Below are 18,832 nucleotides of genomic sequence, written 5' to 3'. Positions count from 1 at the left end.
CCGTGAAATTCTCCGTCATCTTCGAAGCGCAGCTCGCCGACCCGACGGTGGAGCGCGAGCACCGCCTCATCCGCGACTGCGTCGAGCAGGCCGTCTTCGCCGAGCGCATGGGATTCGACCGGATCTGGGCGGTCGAGCACCACTCGCTGAAGTGGTACGCCCACATGTCGGCACCCGAGATCTTCCTGACCTGGGTCGCGGCCAGGACGGACACCATACGCATCGGGCACGGCGTGGTGTGCATGCCCTTCAACTTCAACCACCCGGTACGGGTCGCCGAGCGGGCCGCGATGCTCGACCTGCTCTCCGGCGGACGCCTCGACCTCGGCGCCGGGCGCGGCGGCACCGAACAGGAGACCTCGCTGTGCGGGGTGGACAAGGAGCGGACCGCGGCGGAGGTCGAGGAGGCCCTGCGGATCATCGGCAGGGCCTGGCAGGAGGAGGAGCTGGAGTACCACGGCGCACTGATCGACATCGATCCGCACCCCATCCTGCCGCGACCGCGGCAGACCCCGCACCCGCCGCTGTTCCTGGCGTGCAGCCGGAACGAGACCCTGGTGCAGGCGGCCGAGCTGGGCATCGGGGCGCTGGTGATGGGCTTCGCCGGGCCGGATTCGATCGCGCGGATGAGGTCCGTCTACGACGCCGCGATCGCGGGGCGGGACGGGAGCCGGTTCGTGTCCACCGAGGTGAACGACCACTTCTCCGTGCTCTGCCCGACCATCGTGCTCGACGACGGCGAGGAGGCGCGTCGGATCGGCATCCGCGGCCAGCGCTTCTTCGCCCAGTCCATCGGCCACTGGTACGGCGGCGCGGGCGTCCCGGACGAGGCCGTGGTCGCGGGCGCCGACGAGGCGGGGGAGATGCGCAGGGCCGCCGAGCAGGTGGTGGCCCGGCTGCACGAGCTGGACATCCCGGTCCGGCCGACCTCCACGGCCACCTTCAACGCCGACCACGCCTACGGGACCGCCGACGACGCCATCGCCTACGTGGAGCGGCTCCGGGACGCGGGGGCCGACGAGATCATGTGCCTGATCCAGATGGGCACGGTGGAGCAGGACGCCTGCATGGAGACCCTGCGCCAGTGGGGCGAGAAGGTCATCCCGCACTTCAGGAGCCGGTGATGGCCGAGTTTCCGGAGCCGGCCCCGCCCGCGCCGGCCCCGCCCGCGCCCGCCGAGCCCGCGCCCGCCGAGCCCGCCGAGCCCGGCACCCGCACCGCCAGGGACCGGCTCGACCCGGCCGCGCTGCCCTGCGTGGACGCCCTCGCCGCCGCCTTCCCTGACCTCGGCCGCGGCGTCACCGACGCCGACGAGGCCCGGCGGATCCTGGCGGCGGCGCCCCGCCCGGCCACCGTCGCGCCGCGCGTCGGGGCCACCCGGGACCGGACCGTCCCCGGTCCGCCCGGGGCCCCGCCCGTACCCGTACGCATCTACCTGCCGGACCCCGGGCGCCGGCCCGGGCCCCGTCCGACCGTCGTCTTCTGCCACGGCGGCGGGTGGGTCCTGTGCGACCTGGACACCTACGACACCACCGTGCGCCACCTGGTGCGCGCCTCCGGCGCCGCCGTGGTCTCCGTGGACTACCGGCGGGCCCCCGAGCACCGCTTCCCGGCGGCCGCGGAGGACGCCCACGCCGTGCTCTGCTGGGCCGGCAGCCATCTGGACGAGCTGGGCGGCGATCCGGACGCCCTGGTGGTGGCCGGGGACAGCTCGGGCGGCAACCTGGCGGCCGCCTCGCTGCTGCTCGCCCGCGAGCGCGGCGGTCCGGCCGTCGCACTCCAGGCACTGGTCCATCCCGCCCTGGACGCCGCCCAGGACCGGGCCTCGTACCGGACCGCCGCCGAAGGCTGCTTCCTGACCGCCGCCCACATGCGCTGGTTCTGGGAGCAGTACCTCGGCCCCGGCGGCGACGGCCGGCACCCGCTGGCCTCCCCGCTGCGCGCGGACCTCACCGGTATGCCGCCCGCCCACCTGGTGGTCGCCGGGTGCGACCCGCTGCGGGACGAGGGTCTCGCGTACCACCACCGGCTGCTCAGGGCCGGGATCCGCTCGGTTCTGGACAGCCACCCCGGCATGTTCCACGGCTTCCTGGGGATGGCCGGGGTACTGCCACAGGCATGTGAAGCCTTGGCGCGACTGGGCGGAGCTATCAGTTCCACCCTGACGAACGGGAAGACTTTCGGTGAAGCAGGGGGTGACGCAGGATAATTTCCCGAATTGCCTCTTGAGCGGGAGAGCCTCGCACGCATACGCTGTGCGGACGTGAGGTTCTCCTGTGGAGGAAGTGACATGACGGAAACTCTTGTGCCGGGCGTCGGCGGTGCCGTGATATCCGCTGGGGCGCGGGTGGTAGACCACCCTGCGTGGCCCGAGCTCAAGGCCGCCGTGGAGGAGATCCGCCCCTGGCAGGCCGCCGACGGTTCCATCGACTTCGAGGCGGAGGGCGCGCACGCCCGCGCCACCGTCCTCGCCGCGGTCGAGCGCGTGATCGGCGCCGTCGAGACGCTGTCCCCGCTGCTCCCGCACGCCGCCGCGTACCACCGGGCGCTCATCGCCGACCTGCGCAAGTGGGCCGCCGACGACTTCCGCGTGCCGGACTTCCTCGACTCGCTGATGGCCTTCCACCCGGCCGCCGAGCGCGCCGACGGCCTGCAGCACCTCGTCGTCTTCCCGATGTACACGCAGAACGGCAACCCGGACCGCAACCTCGAGGCCGTCGTGCTGAAGATGGTGTGGCCCGAGTGGCTCTCCGAGCTGGAGCGCACCCGCTACGACAACCCGCTCTTCCTCGGCATCACCTTCGAGGACTTCACGCCCGGCTACGACACGCACTCCGCCGTGCTGTTCCCGGAGACCATCGCCGTGCGCGAGGCCCCCGAGCGCTTCACCTGGGGCGGCATCTTCTGCGACCGCGAGGCCGCCCGCTACCGCAAGGTGACCGCGGCCGCGGTCGACATCCTGGGCATCGACCTGCCCGAGGACATCGCGCGCATGGTCGACGACCAGGAGCGCTGCGAGAAGGCCTTCGTCCTGTGGGACATGGTCCACGACCGCACCCACAGCCACGGCGACCTGCCGTTCGACCCCTTCATGATCAAGCAGCGCCAGCCGTTCTGGATGTACGGCCTGGAGGAGCTGCGCTGCGACCTCACCGCCTTCAAGGAGGCCGTGAAGCTGGAGTCCGAGGGCAACGAGCACGGCCGTGACGTGCAGTACGCCGTCCTCTTCGACCGGATGTTCCGCTTCCCGGTCTCCGGCGACCGCAACCGCAACTACGACGGCCTCGGCGGCCAGCTGCTCTTCGCCTACCTCCACAAGCACGACGTCGTGCGCTGGACGGACAACAAGCTGAAGATCGACTGGATGCGCGCCCCGCAGGTCACCAACCAGCTCTGCGCCGAGATCGAGGACCTCTACCGGGCCGGCATCGACCGCCCGAAGCTGGTCCACTGGTTCAAGGCCTACGAGCTCGTCTCGACCTACCTCGCCCCGCACCCGGGTTCCAAGTGGGCCAAGGGCGCCGACGCGCTCGACCTGACGCAGCCGCCGCGCAAGCTCGTCGACGACGTGCTTCCGGACGAGTTTCCGCTCAGCATGTTCTTTGAGGCGCTCGCCAAGAAGCTCAAGGGCACGATCGCCTCGACCAAGGGCATCACCGCTCTGAACGCCGAGAACGCCGAGCGGGTCGCCGCGTGAGCACTCGCCCACAGGAGGCTGCACAGATGAACGGCTCCGGGAACGGCAACGGAAAGCTGAACGGAGCGGTGGTGGCGGTGGCCGGGGCCGGCGGGCCCGCCGGCCGTGCCGCCCTGCTCCGCCTCGCCGAGGCGGGCGCGGTGGTCGTCGCCTCCGACGCCGATCCGGCGCGGCTCGCGGAGGCCGTGGACGCGGCACGTTACGCCCACGGCGGCGCCACCATCACCGGTGACACCGTGGACCTGCTCGACCTGGAGGCCACCAAGGCCTGGGCCGAGCACACCGAGAAGGAGTTCGGGCGGATCGACGGGCTCGTCCACCTCGTCGGCGGCTGGCGCGGAAGCAAGACGTTCACCGACGTCGACCTCACCGACTGGGCCTTCCTGGAGAAGCTGCTCATCCGCACCGTCCAGCACACCTCGCTCGCCTTCCACGACGGACTGCTGCGCAGCGACCGCGGCCGGTACGTCCTGGTGAGCCAGTCCGGCGCGCACAAGCCGGTCGCCAACAACGCCGCGTACAACGCGGGCAAGGCGGCCGCCGAGGCCTGGACCCTCGCCATGGCGGATTCCTTCCGCAAGGCGGGGGGTGACGAGGGCCCCGGCGCGGCAGCTGCGATCCTGGTCATCAAGGCACTGGTGCACGACGCGATGCGCGCCGAGCGTCCCAATGCGAAGTTCGCGGGCTTCACCGACGTGAAGGAGCTGGCCGAGGCCATCGCCGGCGTGTGGGAGCGGCCCGCCATCGATGTGAACGGACAGCGTCTGTGGCTCACTCCGCAACCGTGAAGACCGATGCCCGCCGGCACCACGATCCGGCAGTGCGCGGCTTCGCCAGCGACAACTACGCGGGGGTCCATCCGGAGATCCTGGAGGCCCTCGCCCTCGCCAACGAAGGTCACCAGATCTCCTACGGCGAGGACGAGTACACCGAATACCTGCAGAAGATCATCCGCAGTCACTTCGGCCCGTACGCGGAGGCCTTCCCGGTCTTCAACGGCACCGGCGCGAACGTCACCGCCCTCCAGGCGATGACCGACCGCTGGGGCGCCGTGATCTGCGCCAAGAGCGCCCACATCAACGTGGACGAAGGCGGCGCGCCGGAGCGCATGGCCGGGCTCAAGCTGCTCGCCGTACCCACCCCGGACGGCAAGCTCACGCCCGAGCTGATCGACCAGGAGGCCTGGGGCTTCGAAGACGAGCACCGCGCGATGCCGCAGGTCGTCTCGATCACCCAGAACACCGAACTGGGCACGGTCTACACGCCGGACGAGATCAAGGCCATCTGCGACCACGCCCACGGGCTCGGCATGAAGGTCCACCTCGACGGCGCCCGGATAGCCAACGCCGCGGCCTCGCTCGACGTGCCGATGCGCACCTTCACGAACACGGTCGGCGTCGACGTGCTGTCCTACGGCGGCACCAAGAACGGCATGATGTTCGGCGAGGCCATCGTCGTGCTCAACCCGGACTCGGTCCGCCAGATGAAGCACATCCGCAAGATGTCGATGCAGCTCGCGTCGAAGATGCGCTTCGTGTCGGTGCAGCTGGAAGCGCTGCTCGCCAAGGACCTGTGGCTGCGCAACGCCCGCCACGCCAACGACATGGCGCAGCGGCTGGCCGCCGGGGTCCGCGAGACCGACGGTGTGGAGATCCTCTACCCGGTGCAGGCCAACGCGGTGTTCGCGCGGCTGCCGCACGAGGTGTCGCGGCGCCTGCAGAAGCGTTACCGCTTCTACTTCTGGGACGAGGCCGCGGGTGACGTCCGCTGGATGTGCGGCTTCGACACCCAGGAAGAGGACGTGGACGGCTTCCTCCAGGCCCTCAAGGAGGAGCTCGCCCGCTAGCCGGCCGACCTCTCCGTATATCTGCATAGCTATGCCACCCACTGTAAATCCATTGATGGACGGTGGGTGGCATGCCTATGCTCCGCGCCATGCAGCTGATCCGCCAAAACCCTGACTTCTTCGCGTACTTGGCTTCGGATGAGGCCATCGACCACTGGCATCCTCTGGTGCAGGACACCGCGGATTCCCTCTGGGTCACCACCGGCGACGCATACTCATACGCCGAAGCGGCCTTCGAGTACGTTCGCGACACCATCCCGCACTCGGCCGATTCCGGGGACCCGCGGGTCTCCTGGCGCGCCTCCGACGTGCTGGAGACGCGCAACGGCATCTGCCACGCCAAGTCCCACGCCCTCGTCGCCCTGCTGCGCGCCCAGGGGACTCCGGCCGGACTGTGCTACCAGCGCCTCACCGACGACGACGGCGCGAACCCGCTCGTCCACGGGCTGATCGCCCTGCGGCTGCCCGGCGGGGACCGCTGGAGCCGGCTCGACCCGCGCGGCAACAAGCCCGGGGTGGACGCCCGGTTCGATCTCGCCGAGGAGCGCCTGGCCTTCCCCGTCCGCCCGGAGCTGGGCGAGGCCGACTACCCGGGGCTGTACGCGGCCCCGCACCCGGCGGTGCTCGCCGCCCTCCGCGGATCCGCCGACCGCCAGGAGCTGTGGCGCAGGCTGCCGACCGGGCTTCAGGGGGCCTCGGCGGCTGTCAAGCCACGGGATGCCGGGGCGTGACGGGCGGCGCGGGGCGGGGCGTACTGGAGAGGTCCAGTCCGCTCCCTCGCCGGAGGAGAACCGCCATGACCCACCCCGTACGCACGCGTCGCCTGGCCCTGTTCGCGGCCACGAGCGCCCTGGCCGCCGGAGCCGTGCTGGTGCCGACGGCCGCATTCGCCGCCACCCCGGCCGCCGCCGCCCCGCACGCGGCCCCGGCGGACGACGGAAAGGGGGACCGGGGAGGCGACTCCACCCTGCTGTGGACCTCACCCAGCGGTGACGGGCGCATCAAGATCGGCCCCGGCAAGGACCGGCCCGGCAAGGACCGGCCGGGCAAGGGGGGCGACGGCGCGTGGAAGAAGGGCGACGAGTGGGGCCACAAGCGCCCGGGCAAGGGCGGCTCCGACGGCGGGGCGCACGTCCCGAAGAACCCGCAGTGGCAGTGCATCACCGCCCCCTGCGGCCCGCCGGGGAGCACGGAGGATTCCGGGCACACGGATCACGCGGACGGCGGGGCGCACGTCCCGAAGGATCCGCAGTGGCAGTGCGTCGCCGCCCCCTGCGGCCCGCCCCGCACCCCCGCCGAGGACGGCCGGACGCATCATCACGGCTGAGCCGCCGGCTCCGCTCCTCCCCGGGGCGGAGCCGCACCGTGCCGCGCGGAGGGCTCAGCCCGCTTCGCGCACCTGGGCCGCGGTCGGGGCCGTACCGCCCAGGTGGGCCGGCAGCCACCACGAGTCCTCGGCGCCCCGAGGCTTCTCCGGGTAGGCGCGCTGGGCCGCGTCCAGCAGCTCCTGCACCCGCTCGCGCAGCCGCCGCGTGATCGCCCCGGCGTACTGGTCGGCGGGAGCCTCGATCGGCTCGCCCACCCGCATCGTCACGGGGATGTGGCTGCGCTTGAGGTTCTTCGGGCGGCCCTTGGTCCACAGCCGCTGCGTGCCCCACAGCGCCACCGGGATCAGCGGGACGCCGGCCTCCTGCGCCATGCGGGCCGCACCCGACTTGAAGCTCTTCAGGGTGAAGGACTGGGAGATCGTCGCCTCGGGGAAGACGCCGATGATCTCACCGGAACGCAGCGACTCCAGCGCGTGCTGGTAGGCCGTCTCGCCCTGCTTGCGGTCCACCGGGATGTGCTTCATCGCGCGCATCAGCGGGCCGGACACCTTGTGCCGGAACACCGACTCCTTCGCCATGAAGCGCACCAGGCGCTTCTGCGGCCGCGCCGTCAGGCCGGCGAAGATGAAGTCGAGGTATCCGATGTGGTTCGACACCAGGACCGCACCGCCTTTGCGGGGGATGTTCTCGGTGCCCTTCATGTCGATGCGGATGTCCAGCGCGCGGAACAGCCCGTGCGCGGCGCCGATCACCGGAGGGTAGACGAGCTCAGCCATGGGGAGACCCGCTTTCTGCCTGGGGAGGTGCTCCCGGCCGGAAGTTACGGAAGCGTAGGTACGCGACCATTGGGGATGGTGCCCCAAACGAGGGCCGGTGGCCAGTCCAGACGCCCCTACCCGGGGAGATTCTCGTCACGCCGGGAATGCCGTGGGCCCGCCGGGTGTCCCATCCACGTACGAGCGTACGACGATCATGTGCGTAGACGAAGGCGACGGTGTGACGGGAGTGCGGGTGCTCGGGCGGGAAGGCGGACGGGAAGACGGGCGGGGCGGCAGTTCCGGCGACGGGTCCGACGGCCGGTCCGGTGGCGGGCCGGCCCGCCTGGGCGCCGCGGAGCTGGGCGCGGAGCCGGGGCCCCGGGCCAGCCTGGTGCAGTTCTCCAGCGCCTTCTGCCAGCCCTGCCGGGCCACGCGGCGGATCCTCGCCGAGGTCGCGGCCATGGTCGAGGGCGTCGCGCACATCGAGATCGACGCCGAGGAGCGGCTCGACCTGGTGCGGGCCCTCGGCATCGAGAAGACCCCGACCGTGCTCGTACTGGACGCCACGGGCCGCGTCGTGCGGCGGGCGGCCGGCATGCCGCGCAAGGTCGACGTGATCGCCGCGCTCGGCGCCGCCGTATGACCAGGGGTGCGAACACCGACGGGAACGGGCCGGGGGCCGGGGTGCCGGTCGCGCCGGTGCGCACGCCCGCACACCGCGTGACGCGCCCGACATCTGCCCGATCCCGCTTGACTGGGTCCACGGGAGATCGTCAGTCTGACGGTATGCGGTATGAACTCCTGCTCTACGGACGGTTCCATGTGGACCTCGTCCGCCACGCGAGCGCGCGCTGTCCGGATCACTGAACGTCCCGTCCCTGATCCCGACTGTGCCCGCGTGTCCCGCGGCAGAAGGCAGAACCCTGATGAGTGCTCCGACGGCCCCGACGGTCCCGACGGCCGCTTCCCCTCTTCCCGCTCCCTCTCTTTCCGGTGCCGGCCGTCCCGGCTCGCCCGATCTCCTGCGCTCCGTCTTCCGGCAGCACGCCGCCGGAGTCGCCGTGATCACCGCCCAGGACGACGGCCGGCCGGTGGGCTTCACGGCCACCTCGCTGAACTCCGTCTCCGCCGATCCGCCGCTGCTCTCCTTCACCATCGGCACCGGAGCCTCCAGCTGGCCCGCGGTGCGCGACAGCGAGTACCTCGGCGTCCACATACTCGGCGAGCACCAACGGGAGCTGGCCGGCCTGTTCGCGCGGAGCGGAGCCGACCGTTTCGGTCCGGACACCGGCTGGGCCGTCGGCGCCCACGGGGTTCCGGTGCTGGACGGGGTGCTGGCGTGGCTGGTCTGCCGGGTGGTGGCGAGGGTGCCCGCCGGGGAGCACCGTGTGATCATCGCTCAGGCGGTCGTGGGGGATCCGGCCGGGGAAGGCCGTCCGCTGCTGTACCACCAGGGGCGCTTCAACGCGCTGCGCGACTGAATCGTCCCTGCTGGGGCGGCCCGGGCGGCGTTGGGCAGATCACAGTTCGCCGACCTTGCGACTTGGTGGGACCCACGGTGTACTGACGAGTAACATTCCCTTCGGGGCGCGGGCCGCCCCGATCGGGATCCGCCCGACAAGGCGCCTATGCTGCCTGCATAAGGCGGTACACGAAAAGACGATGCGGTAGGAGAGCCGGCGTGAGCCTGAGGATCGTTGTCTGTGTGAAGTACGTGCCCGACGCCACTGGCGACCGGCAGTTCACCGAGGACTTGACCGTCAACCGTGACGACGTCGACGGCCTGCTGTCGGAGCTCGACGAGTACGCCGTCGAGCAGGCGCTGCAGATCTCCGAGAACTCGGACGACGACGTCGAGATCACCGTTCTGACGGTGGGCCCCGAGGACGCCAAGGACGCGCTGCGCAAGGCGCTCTCGATGGGCGCCGACAAGGCCATCCACGTCGAGGACGACGACCTGCACGGCACGGACGTCATGGGCACCTCGCTGGTGCTCGCCAAGGCCATCGAGAAGGCCGGCTACGACCTGGTCATCACGGGCATGGCGTCGACCGACGGCACCATGGGCGTCCTCCCGGCGATCCTGGCCGAGCGCCTGGGCGTCCCGCAGGCCACCCTGCTCTCCGAGGTCAAGGTCGAGGACGGCACCGTGACCGGCCGCCGCGACGGCGACACCGCGAGCGAGCAGCTGGAGGCCTCCCTCCCCGCGCTCGTCTCGGTGACGGACCAGTCGGGCGAGGCCCGCTACCCGTCCTTCAAGGGCATCATGGCCGCGAAGAAGAAGCCGGTCGAGTCCTGGGACCTGGAGGACCTGGAGATCGAGGCCGACGAGGTCGGCCTGGAAGGCTCCTGGACCGCGGTCGACTCCGCCGCGCAGCGCCCGGCCCGTACCGCCGGCACGATCGTCAAGGACGAGGGCGAGGGCGGCAAGCAGCTGGCCGAGTTCCTGGCCGGCCAGAAGTTCATCTAAGAGCTTCGGCCACCCCTCACTAGCCCCCAGACACTTCGCAATCGCAGGAGAGCAGTCCCATGGCTGAAGTTCTCGTCTACGTCGACCACGTGGACGGCGCCGTCCGCAAGCCCACCCTCGAGCTGCTGACGCTGGCCCGCCGCATCGGCGAGCCCGTCGCCGTCGCCCTGGGCGCCGGTGCCGACGCCACCGCCGCGGTGCTCGCCGAGCACGGCGCGGTCAAGGTCCTCACCGCCGACGCCCCCGAGTTCACCGAGTACCTCGTCGTACCGAAGGTGGACGCGCTCCAGGCCGCGTACGACGCCGTTTCCCCGGCCGCCGTGCTCGTCCCGTCCTCCGCCGAGGGCAAGGAGATCGCCGCCCGCCTCGCCGTGCGCATCGGCTCCGGCATCATCACCGACGCCGTCGACCTGGAGGCGGGTGACGAGGGCCCGGTCGCGACGCAGTCGGCCTTCGCCGCCTCGTTCACCACCAAGTCCCGCGTCTCCAAGGGCACCCCGGTCATCACCGTGAAGCCGAACTCGGCCCCGGTCGAGGCCGCTCCGGCCGCCGGCGCCGTCGAGGCGCTCGCCGTCACCTTCGGCGCCCTGGCCACCGGTACCAAGGTCACCGCCCGCACCCCGCGCGAGTCGACCGGCCGTCCCGAGCTGACCGAGGCCGCGATCGTCGTCTCCGGCGGCCGTGGCGTCAATGGTGCCGAGAACTTCGGCATCATCGAGGAGCTCGCGGACTCCCTCGGTGCGGCCGTCGGCGCCTCGCGCGCCGCCGTCGACGCCGGCTGGTACCCGCACACCAACCAGGTCGGCCAGACCGGCAAGTCGGTCTCCCCGCAGCTCTACATCGCCTCCGGCATCTCGGGCGCGATCCAGCACCGGGCCGGCATGCAGACCTCGAAGACCATCGTGGCCATCAACAAGGACGCCGAGGCCCCGATCTTCGACCTCGTCGACTACGGCGTGGTCGGCGACCTCTTCGCGGTCGTCCCGCAGCTGACCACGGAGATCAAGGCGCGCAAGGGCTGACCGCCTGACCTGCGCTTCTCTTCGTAGCATTGCTTCTTCGGGGCCGTGTGGTGATTCTCACCGCACGGCCCCGAGTCGTTTGTCCCAGCCGGCCGGGGGACCATTGACGGAGCGGAACCGCGTGACTAAATTCTGCTATGCGGATCTAAGCTTCCGTGAAGCGGAAAAGAGGAGAGTGCACGATGGGTCAGCAGGAGAAGGTGGCGACGAGCCTCGCAGGCGCGGTCAGCGAGGGCATCAGCGCCTCCCTCGCGCCGGTGGACGCGGAGCTCGCGCGCCACTACCCGGGCGACCCCGGCACCCGGCAGCCCATCCACACGGTCTACGTGCCCGGTGACGTCTTCGCCGCCGACACCATCCGCTCCTGGGGCGACCAGGCCCTGGCCGCACTCGACGAGCACGCCCCGGACGCCGCCACCTTCGCCAAGGTCCTCGGCATCTCCGACGAGCTGGCCGTACCGGTCTACGACCGCGTGCGCGCCAAGCTCCTGCGCGAGCCCGTAGAGGACCTCCGCGTCGACTTCGAGGACGGCTTCGGCGTCCGCTCCGACGAGGAGGAGGACCAGGCCGCGGCCCGCGCCGCCCGCCTCGTCTCGGAGGCCTTCTCCAACGGCACCAACGCGCCGTACATGGGCATCCGCATGAAGTGCATGGAATCCAACGTCCGCGACCGCGGCATCCGCACCACCGACATCTTCCTCTCCGGCCTGCTGGAGCACGGCGGCCTCCCCGAGGGCCTCGTCCTGACCCTCCCGAAGGTCACCTACGCCGAGCAGGTCAGCGCCTTCGTCAAGCTGCTGGAGGCCTTCGAGACCACCCGCGGCCTGCGCCCGGGCCGGATCGGCTTCGAGATCCAGATCGAGACCAGCCAGTCCATCCTGGCCTCCGACGGCACCGCCACCGTCGCCCGGATGATCGAGGCCGCCAAGGGCCGCGCCACCGGCCTGCACTACGGCACCTTCGACTACAGCGCCTGCGTCGGCGTCTCCGCCGCGTACCAGGCCAGCGACCACCCCGCCGCCGACCACGCGAAGGCGATCATGCAGGTCGCTGCCGCCGGCACCGGCGTACGCGTCTCCGACGGCTCCACCAACGTGCTGCCGATCGGCACCACGGAGAAGGTCCACGAGGGCTGGAAGCTCCACTACGGCCTGACCCGCCGGGCCCTGGCCCGCGCCTACTACCAGGGCTGGGACATGCACCCGGCGCACCTGCCGACCCGTTACGCGGCCGTCTTCACCTTCTACCGCGAGGGCCTCCAGGCCGCCGCCGCGCGCCTGAAGGCGTACGTGGCCAAGATCGAGGGCGACGTGATGGACGAGCCCGCGACCGCCAAGGCCCTGGCCGGCTACCTCGTCCGCGGCCTCGACTGCGGCGCGGTGGGCGCCGACGAGGTCACCGCCCTGACCGGCCTGACCCGCGCCGAACTCGACGCCTTCGCGATCCCGCGCCGCTCGGCCACCCTGACGGCCACCGCCTGACCCGGTCGTCCGCCGGCGGCCCGGCCCCCTTCCACCGGGGCCGGGCCGCCGCGCGTTCACGCCCGGGCGGCACCGGGCGGCCCGGGACCGTCCGGTGGGGATCAGCCCGCAGGCGGGAGTTCGCCCGAGCCGCGGGGGATCAGGCGGGTGGGGAGCTCGGTCCGGGTCGGGCGGAGGCCGGTGCCCGACAGGCGCTGGAAGAGCCGGTCCGTGGCCACCCGTCCCAGCGCCGCCGGGTCCTGGGCGACCACCGTGACGCCCGGCCGCAGCAGGTCGGCCAGCTCGAAGTCGTCGAAGCCCACCAGCGCCACCGGGCGTTGAACGGAGGCCAGGACGCGGACCACGGTGACCGTCACCCGGTTGTTGCCGGCGAAGACGGCGGTCACCGGCTCCGGGCCCGCGAGCATCGCCCGCGCCGCCGCCGCGACCCTGCCGGGCTCGGTCGAGCCGAGCGAGACCCAGGATCCGGCCACGGGAAGGCCCGCCTCCGTCATGGCCGCGCGGTAGCCGCGCAGGCGTTCCGTCGCCGTGTGGATGCGGGGGTGGTCCCCGATGAAGCCGATCCTGCGGTGGCCGCCCGCGATCAGGTGCGCGACACCGCCGCGGGCCCCGCCGAAGTTGTCCGACAGCACCACGTCGGCGTCGATCCCGCCGGCCGGCCGGTCCACGAACACCGTGGCCACGCCCGCCCGGATCTCCGGCTCCAGGTAACGGTGGTCGTTCCCGGCCGGGATCACGATCAGGCCGTCCACCCGGCGGGCGCACAGCGCGAGCGCCAACTCCCGCTCCCGGTCCGGGTCCTCCGCACTGGAGCCGTTGATGAGCAGGGCCCCGTGCGCGCGGGCCACCTCCTCCACCGCCCGGTTCAGCGGACCGTAGAAGGGGTCGGCGAGGTCCTCCAGGACCAGGCCGACGGTGGCGGTACGGCCCTTGCGCAGCACCCGCGCGCTGTCGTTGCGGCGGAAACCCAGGGCCTCGATGGCCTCCTGGACCCGCTTCTCCGTCTCGGGGGTGACACCCGGCTCGCCGTTGACCACCCGGGACACCGTCTTCAGGCCGACTCCCGCCCGGGCCGCCACGTCCTTCATGGTCGGCCGGTTGCCGTAGCGGGGGTCGGACGGGCGGTGGTTGTGGGGCACGGTCGTGAATCCTCCCTCGTACGCGGGCGAGCGTGCGGGCTCGTGACCTTGAGGATAAGCACTCGGCCGATAGTGAGGTTTTCGTGGCAGGGTGGGGCGGGCAGGCCACTGGGGGCTCCGGACGAGCCATGGGGAGAGGGGTAGACGTGATTGTCTGGATCAACGGCACGTTCAGCGCCGGGAAGACCAGCACGGCCCGTGAACTGACCGGAATCCTCCCGGACAGCACCCTGTTCGACCCGGAGCTCGTCGGCGACGCGCTGCGCGTGCTGCTGCCGCCCAAGCGGCTGGCCGAAGTCACCGACTACCAGGACCTGCCGAGCTGGCGGCGACTGGTCGTGGACACGGCCGCGGCGATGCTCGCCGAGATCGGCGGAGTGCTCGTCGTCCCGATGACCCTGCTGCGCCAGGAGTACCGGGACGAGATCTTCGGCGGGCTGGCCGCGCGGCGGATACCGGTGCGGCACGTGCTGCTCGCCCCTGCTGAAACGATCCTTCGGGAGCGGATCGCGACCCGCACGGAGCCCGGGGCGCCCGAGGAGGTGGACGTACGGGTCCGGCAGTGGTCCTACGACCACATCCCCGCCTACCAGGAGGCCCTCGGCTGGCTCACCGGCGACGCGCACGTCATCGACAACGGGCTCCTGACCGTACGGGAGACCGCCGAGCGGATCGCCGAAGCAGTCCGCTCCGAGACCGCCCGGGTCTGCGACATCGTGCAGACCCCGGAGCCCACGCGGGAGACGGTGGCGGCCGGGGTGCTGCTCTTCGACGAGCAGGACCGGGTGCTGCTGGTGGATCCGACGTACAAGGCGGGCTGGGAGTTCCCGGGAGGCGTCGTCGAAGCGGGCGAGGCCCCCGCCTGCGCCGGCGTACGGGAGGTCGCCGAGGAACTCGGCCTCGTACTGGACCGGACGCCCGGGCTCCTCGTGGTCGACTGGGAACGCCCGCAGCCCCCCGGCTACGGAGGGCTGCGCCTGCTCTTCGACGGCGGCCGCCTCACCGAAGAGGCGGCCGCCCGCCTCCGGCTGCCCGGTCCCGAACTGCGGGCCTGGCGCTTCGTGACGGAGGCCGAAGCCGCCGAGCTGCTCCCGCAGCACCGCTACGAGCGCCTGCGCTGGGCCCTGCGCGCCCGGGAACGCGCCCGCCCCCTCTACCTGGAGGCGGGCGTCCCCACCGGCTGAGGCGGCGCGCTCGCCGTTTTACGGGCTCGGTTCGCCTCCGGGGCGCCGTGTGCCGGCTCGTGACGGCGTACGTGCTCGAAAACCCCTCGTGCCTCGCGGTTTCCTCCGCGCGCTCGCCCTCACTCCCCGGCGCGCCCCTTCGGCTCACTCGCCGGCGAGGTCAGGCCGGCGTTTCGGCGGCGGCCTCGGCCAGGGCCGCGGCGGTGTCCACCGTCAGGGGGTCGCCGTGGCCGAAGCAGGCGACCGACGGCGCGAGGGCGGCCAGCCGGCGGAAGGACTCCACCGCCCGGCCGCGGTCGACGTTGAAGACGCCCAGCATCAGCGGGCCGACCGCGGCCACGCAGTCGCCCGTGAACAGCACGCCGTGCTGCGGGAGATGGACGGCGATGCTGCCGTCCGTGTGGCCCGGGGCGTGGACGACGTACGCCCCGTCCCCGAAGCCCAGCGCGTCCCCGTCCTCCAACTCCCGGTCGACAGGGGTGGGCGGGGCCTGCGGGACGGTCAGGCCGTGCTCGTACAGCGGGATCTCCCAGTCCAGGAGCACCGGTTCGGGAACGGGCCGCTCGCCGCGGACCACCGGCGCGTCCAGCCCGTGCGCGAGTACCGCCGCCCCCCAGCGGGCGGCGAGTTCAGCGGCCGCGCCCACGTGGTCGCGGTGGCAGTGCGTGAGGACGATCCGCTCCAGCCGCCCGGGCAGCAGCCCGAGGGAACGTATCGCCCCTTCGATCTCCGCGGCGGAACCTGCGTTGCCCGCGTCGACGAGGGTGAGCGCTTCGCCGTCCTGCCAGAGGTAGGCCTGGCCGATGGGGAAGCGGAGCATGTGGAGCCGGTTCGGAATGACTTCGACAAGATCCATACGGTGAACCTACGGACCGCCCGCCGCCCCCGGCACGTAACTTCACCGTGAGCGCAGTACGCCCAGGGCGCACTGCGCCCTGGGCGTACACGTCGGCGGCGGCCGCCATCGGCCCCCGGATCGGGGTCAGGCGCGCTTGGACTCCGCGTAGCCGACGAGGAACAGGGCCTCGGCCACCGACAGGCGCTCCAGCTCCTCGGGCGAGACGCTCTCGTTGACCGCGTGGATCTGCGCCTCCGGCTCGCTCAGCCCGATCAGCAGCATCTCCGCCTGCGGGTACAGCGACGTGAGGGTGTTGCACAGCGGGATCGACCCGCCCATGCCGGAGATCTGCATCTCCTGCCCCGGGTAGGCGGCCTCCAGGGCCGTGCGCATCGACGCGTACGCCGGGCTGTCGGTGTCCGCCCGGAACGGCTGGCCCTGGCCGACGACCTCCAGTTCGAGGCGCGCCTTCCACGGCGTGTGCGCCTCCAGGTGGGCCTGCAGCAGCTTGACGGCCTGGCCGGTGTCCACGCCCGGCGGCACGCGCAGGCTGATCAGCGCGCCCGCGCTCGCGTGCACCGACGGCGTCGCGCCGACCACGGGCGGGCAGTCGATGCCGAGGACGGTGACGGCCGGACGGGCCCACAGCCGGTCGGCGACGGTGCCCGCGCCGATCAGCTCGACCCCGTCCAGGACCTTCGCGTCGGCGCGGAAGTCCGCCTCCGGGTACTGCAGGCCCTCCCACACCTCGTCCGAGGCGAGTCCGTCCACGGTCGTCGAACCGTCCGCGGCGCGCAGCGAGTCGAGTACGCGGATCAGCGCGGCCAGCGCGTCGGGCGCGGCCCCGCCGAACACGCCGGAGTGCAGGTTGCCGCCGAGCGTGTCGATCTTCACCTTCAGCAGGCACATGCCGCGCAGGGTGGCGGTCACGGTCGGCAGGCCGAGCCGGAAGTTGCCGGCGTCGCCGATGACGATGGTGTCGGCCTCCAGCAGCTCCGGGTGCGCCTCCGCGTGCTGCTGGAGACCGCCCGTGCCCTGCTCCTCGGAACCCTCGACGATGACCTTCACGCTCACCGGCACACCGCCGTTGGCCTTCAGCGCGCGCAGCGCCAGCAGGTGCATGATGAACCCGCCCTTGCAGTCGGCCGCGCCGCGCCCGTACCAGCGGCCGTCGCGCTCGGTCAGCTCGAAGGCCGGGGAGATCCAGGCGGCGTCGTCCAGCGGCGGCTGGACGTCGTAGTGCGCGTAGAGCAGGACGGTCGGCGCGCCCTCGGGGCCGGGCAGGAAGCCGTACACCGACTGGGTGCCGTCGGGGGTGTCGAGCAGGGCCACGTCCTGGAAGCCCTCGGCGCGCAGGGCGTCGGCCACCCAGTTCGCCGCGCCCTCGCTCTCGCTCTTGGGGAATTGCGCCCAGTCCGCCACCGACTGGAAGGCCACCAGCTCGGTCAGCTCCTGCTTGGCGCGGGGCATCAGCGAGGCGATGGTCTCGGCGATCGGATTCTGGGACATGGGCACGCTCCTTTTGGGTGCGACGTTGTATCCGTGTACGCGTCCCGCGCATGTGCGGGGTGTGCGTATGCCGGGTACGGCAGAAGACAGTCTTGATCCTCGCACAGCGAGGGTGGGGCGGTGTCTCGCCGTAGGATTTCCCCGGCATCGGAGCAACCGGGTGATCAGGAGCAGCAACACATCGTGAGCAGCGACGACGACGTACGCGACGCAGGTGCGGATGCAGGCGCAGGCATGGGCGCCGACGCGGACGCAGGCGTGGGCCAGGGCGCGGGCCCTGCCGAGCAGGGGGCGGGCGACGAGGTGGCCGGGGGAGCCGGCGAAGTGTGGGACGTGGTCGTGGTCGGAGCCGGGCCCGCCGGGTCCTCGGCCGCGCACGCGGCGGCCACGGCGGGGCGTCGTGTCCTGCTGCTGGAGAAGGCCGAACTGCCCCGCTACAAGACCTGCGGCGGCGGCATCATCGGCCCCTCGCGCGACGCGCTCCCGCCGGGCTTCGTCCTGCCCCTCAAGGACCGCATCCACGCGGTCACCTTCTCGATGGACGGCAAGCTGACCCGCACCCGTCGCTCGAAGCACATGCTGTTCGGGCTGATCAACCGGCCCGAGTTCGACGCAGGCCTGGTCGCGGAGGCGGAGAAGGCCGGCGCCACCGTCCGTACGGGCACCGCCGCGACCCGGGTGGAACAGCACGGGGCGGCCGTGCCCGACCGGCGGACCGTGGCCGTGGTGCTCGCCGACGGGGAGACCGTCCTGGCGCGCGCGGTGGTCGGCGCGGACGGCAGCGCGAGCCGGATCGGCGCGCACGTGGGCGTCGAGATGGACCAGGTGGACCTCGGCCTGGAGGCGGAGATCCCCGTCCCCGCGACGGTGGCTGAGGACTGGAAGGGGCGGGTGCTGATCGACTGGGGCCCGCTGCCCGGCAGTTACGGCTGGGTCTTCCCCAAGGGCGACACCCTCACCGTCGGCGTGATCTCGGCGAAGGGCGAAGGGGCCGCGACCAAGCGGTACCTGGACGACTTCATCGCCCGGCTCGGGCTCGCCGGCTTCGAACCGGCCGTCTCCTCCGGGCACCTGACCCGGTGTCGCAAGCCGGATTCGCCGCTCTCCCGCGGCCGGGTGCTGGTCGCGGGAGACGCGGCCGGACTGCTGGAGCCGTGGACGCGTGAGGGCATCTCCTTCGCGCTGCGCTCGGGGCGGCTCGCGGGGGAGTGGGCGGTGAAGATCTCCGAGGCGCAGGACGCCGTGGACGCGCGCCGCCAGGCCCTGAACTACGCCTTCGCGGTGAAGGCCGGGCTGGGTGTGGAGATGGGGGTCGGCAAGCGGATGCTGACCGTCTTCGAGGCCCGGCCGGGGCTGCTGCACGCGGCGATCACCGGGTTCCGTCCGGCCTGGCGGGCCTTCGCCCGCATCACGCGGGGCGCGACGACCCTGGCCGACATGGTGCGTACGTACCCGCTGGCGCGCAAGGCGCTGCACGTGCTGGACGCGCGGCAGGCGGCGGCCGCCCGCAACGGCGACGGGGCGTAGGGCCGGTCGGCCGTCCATCCCGATCCGGCGGCC

Annotated in this window: 18 protein-coding genes; 14 read left to right on the top strand and 4 right to left on the bottom strand. The window is 72.2% G+C overall.

Annotation, left to right across the window (positions count from 1 at the left end; translation table 11 throughout):
* Positions 1-2 precede the first annotated feature (2 nt).
* The 7 genes from AB0O53_RS07790 (at position 3) to AB0O53_RS07760 (ending at position 6,870) form a co-directional block, all read left to right on the top strand.
* On the top strand, positions 3-1,124 hold the full coding sequence (locus AB0O53_RS07790; protein WP_365193848.1) for an LLM class flavin-dependent oxidoreductase: 1,122 nt from the start codon (positions 3-5) through the stop codon (positions 1,122-1,124).
* Complete coding sequence (locus AB0O53_RS07785) at positions 1,124-2,209, top strand: alpha/beta hydrolase (RefSeq protein ID WP_365193846.1); 1,086 nt, start codon at positions 1,124-1,126, stop codon at positions 2,207-2,209. Before AB0O53_RS07790 ends, AB0O53_RS07785 begins: the two co-directional genes overlap by 1 nt.
* Before the next feature lie 81 nt (positions 2,210-2,290).
* Complete coding sequence (locus AB0O53_RS07780; RefSeq protein WP_350991233.1) at positions 2,291-3,697, top strand: DUF6421 family protein; 1,407 nt, start codon at positions 2,291-2,293, stop codon at positions 3,695-3,697.
* A gap of 26 nt (positions 3,698-3,723) precedes the next feature.
* Positions 3,724-4,485, top strand: coding sequence for an SDR family NAD(P)-dependent oxidoreductase (locus AB0O53_RS07775; RefSeq protein ID WP_350991235.1), 762 nt, complete (start codon positions 3,724-3,726; stop codon positions 4,483-4,485).
* A complete protein-coding gene (locus tag AB0O53_RS07770) occupies positions 4,482-5,543 on the top strand; it encodes a threonine aldolase family protein (protein ID WP_350991237.1) in 1,062 nt (353 codons plus the stop codon). Before AB0O53_RS07775 ends, AB0O53_RS07770 begins: the two co-directional genes overlap by 4 nt.
* An 89-nt stretch (positions 5,544-5,632) precedes the next feature.
* A complete protein-coding gene (locus AB0O53_RS07765; RefSeq protein WP_365194174.1) occupies positions 5,633-6,274 on the top strand; it encodes a transglutaminase-like domain-containing protein in 642 nt (213 codons plus the stop codon).
* Positions 6,275-6,339: 65 nt separating this feature from the next.
* Positions 6,340-6,870: a hypothetical protein gene (locus AB0O53_RS07760; RefSeq protein ID WP_350991239.1), complete on the top strand. Its 531-nt coding sequence runs from the start codon at positions 6,340-6,342 to the stop codon at positions 6,868-6,870.
* Positions 6,871-6,924: 54 nt separating this feature from the next.
* Here the strand turns inward: AB0O53_RS07760 and AB0O53_RS07755 are convergent, their stop codons facing one another.
* On the bottom strand, positions 6,925-7,647 hold the full coding sequence (locus AB0O53_RS07755; RefSeq protein WP_350991241.1) for a lysophospholipid acyltransferase family protein: 723 nt from the start codon (positions 7,645-7,647) through the stop codon (positions 6,925-6,927).
* Between the two features lie 325 nt (positions 7,648-7,972).
* On the opposite strand from AB0O53_RS07755, the gene AB0O53_RS07750 reads away from it, so the two are divergent.
* From AB0O53_RS07750 to AB0O53_RS07730, 5 genes are all read left to right on the top strand, one after another.
* On the top strand, positions 7,973-8,272 hold the full coding sequence (locus tag AB0O53_RS07750) for a TlpA family protein disulfide reductase (RefSeq protein WP_365194171.1): 300 nt from the start codon (positions 7,973-7,975) through the stop codon (positions 8,270-8,272).
* A gap of 283 nt (positions 8,273-8,555) precedes the next feature.
* Entirely contained in the window at positions 8,556-9,110 is a 555-nt protein-coding gene (locus tag AB0O53_RS07745) for a flavin reductase family protein (RefSeq protein WP_350991242.1), read from the top strand.
* A gap of 200 nt (positions 9,111-9,310) precedes the next feature.
* A complete protein-coding gene (locus AB0O53_RS07740; protein ID WP_350991244.1) occupies positions 9,311-10,099 on the top strand; it encodes an electron transfer flavoprotein subunit beta/FixA family protein in 789 nt (262 codons plus the stop codon).
* Between the two features lie 59 nt (positions 10,100-10,158).
* A complete protein-coding gene (locus tag AB0O53_RS07735) occupies positions 10,159-11,121 on the top strand; it encodes an electron transfer flavoprotein subunit alpha/FixB family protein (RefSeq protein WP_350991245.1) in 963 nt (320 codons plus the stop codon).
* Positions 11,122-11,303: 182 nt separating this feature from the next.
* The gene (locus AB0O53_RS07730; RefSeq protein ID WP_350991247.1) at positions 11,304-12,602 is read left to right on the top strand and encodes a DUF6986 family protein; all 1,299 of its coding nucleotides are present in this window, start codon (positions 11,304-11,306) and stop codon (positions 12,600-12,602) included.
* A 101-nt stretch (positions 12,603-12,703) separates the two neighbouring features.
* Here the strand turns inward: AB0O53_RS07730 and AB0O53_RS07725 are convergent, their stop codons facing one another.
* Positions 12,704-13,690, bottom strand: coding sequence for a LacI family DNA-binding transcriptional regulator (locus tag AB0O53_RS07725; RefSeq protein WP_350991458.1), 987 nt, complete (start codon positions 13,688-13,690; stop codon positions 12,704-12,706).
* Between the two features lie 197 nt (positions 13,691-13,887).
* Between AB0O53_RS07725 and AB0O53_RS07720 the strand changes: the two genes are divergently transcribed.
* Positions 13,888-14,925, top strand: coding sequence for an NUDIX hydrolase (locus tag AB0O53_RS07720; protein WP_350991249.1), 1,038 nt, complete (start codon positions 13,888-13,890; stop codon positions 14,923-14,925).
* A gap of 160 nt (positions 14,926-15,085) precedes the next feature.
* Here AB0O53_RS07720 and AB0O53_RS07715 read toward each other — a convergent pair whose 3' ends face one another.
* Complete coding sequence (locus AB0O53_RS07715; RefSeq protein ID WP_365193839.1) at positions 15,086-15,781, bottom strand: MBL fold metallo-hydrolase; 696 nt, start codon at positions 15,779-15,781, stop codon at positions 15,086-15,088.
* A 126-nt stretch (positions 15,782-15,907) separates the two neighbouring features.
* On the bottom strand, positions 15,908-17,272 hold the full coding sequence (locus AB0O53_RS07710) for a dipeptidase (protein WP_365193837.1): 1,365 nt from the start codon (positions 17,270-17,272) through the stop codon (positions 15,908-15,910).
* A gap of 324 nt (positions 17,273-17,596) precedes the next feature.
* Here AB0O53_RS07710 and AB0O53_RS07705 point away from each other — a divergent pair, with 324 nt between their 5' ends.
* Positions 17,597-18,799 carry a geranylgeranyl reductase family protein gene (locus AB0O53_RS07705; RefSeq protein WP_365194168.1) on the top strand — a complete coding sequence of 401 codons (1,203 nt, stop codon included), beginning with the start codon at positions 17,597-17,599 and terminating at the stop codon, positions 18,797-18,799.
* The last annotated feature ends 33 nt before the right edge of the window (positions 18,800-18,832 follow it).

The sequence above is a fragment of the Streptomyces erythrochromogenes genome (assembly GCF_040684695.1).
In the GTDB taxonomy this organism is placed as follows: domain Bacteria; phylum Actinomycetota; class Actinomycetes; order Streptomycetales; family Streptomycetaceae; genus Streptomyces; species Streptomyces erythrochromogenes_C.
Note: the sequence above shows the minus strand (reverse complement) of the source record. Positions and strands in the feature narration are given on the sequence as shown.

Excerpts from the sequence above, each read along its gene's own strand:
- AB0O53_RS07755 (WP_350991241.1), bottom strand. The coding sequence starts at position 7,647 with ATGGCTGAGCTCGTCTACCCTCCGGTGATCGGCGCCGCGCACGGGCTG.
- AB0O53_RS07715 (WP_365193839.1), bottom strand. The coding sequence starts at position 15,781 with ATGGATCTTGTCGAAGTCATTCCGAACCGGCTCCACATGCTCCGCTTC.
- AB0O53_RS07730 (WP_350991247.1), top strand. The coding sequence starts at position 11,304 with ATGGGTCAGCAGGAGAAGGTGGCGACGAGCCTCGCAGGCGCGGTCAGC.
- AB0O53_RS07780 (WP_350991233.1), top strand. The coding sequence starts at position 2,291 with ATGACGGAAACTCTTGTGCCGGGCGTCGGCGGTGCCGTGATATCCGCT.
- AB0O53_RS07710 (WP_365193837.1), bottom strand. The coding sequence starts at position 17,272 with ATGTCCCAGAATCCGATCGCCGAGACCATCGCCTCGCTGATGCCCCGC.
- AB0O53_RS07760 (WP_350991239.1), top strand. The coding sequence starts at position 6,340 with ATGACCCACCCCGTACGCACGCGTCGCCTGGCCCTGTTCGCGGCCACG.
- AB0O53_RS07725 (WP_350991458.1), bottom strand. The coding sequence starts at position 13,690 with ATGAAGGACGTGGCGGCCCGGGCGGGAGTCGGCCTGAAGACGGTGTCC.
- AB0O53_RS07765 (WP_365194174.1), top strand. The coding sequence starts at position 5,633 with ATGCAGCTGATCCGCCAAAACCCTGACTTCTTCGCGTACTTGGCTTCG.
- AB0O53_RS07785 (WP_365193846.1), top strand. The coding sequence starts at position 1,124 with ATGGCCGAGTTTCCGGAGCCGGCCCCGCCCGCGCCGGCCCCGCCCGCG.
- AB0O53_RS07745 (WP_350991242.1), top strand. The coding sequence starts at position 8,556 with ATGAGTGCTCCGACGGCCCCGACGGTCCCGACGGCCGCTTCCCCTCTT.
- AB0O53_RS07775 (WP_350991235.1), top strand. The coding sequence starts at position 3,724 with ATGAACGGCTCCGGGAACGGCAACGGAAAGCTGAACGGAGCGGTGGTG.
- AB0O53_RS07735 (WP_350991245.1), top strand. The coding sequence starts at position 10,159 with ATGGCTGAAGTTCTCGTCTACGTCGACCACGTGGACGGCGCCGTCCGC.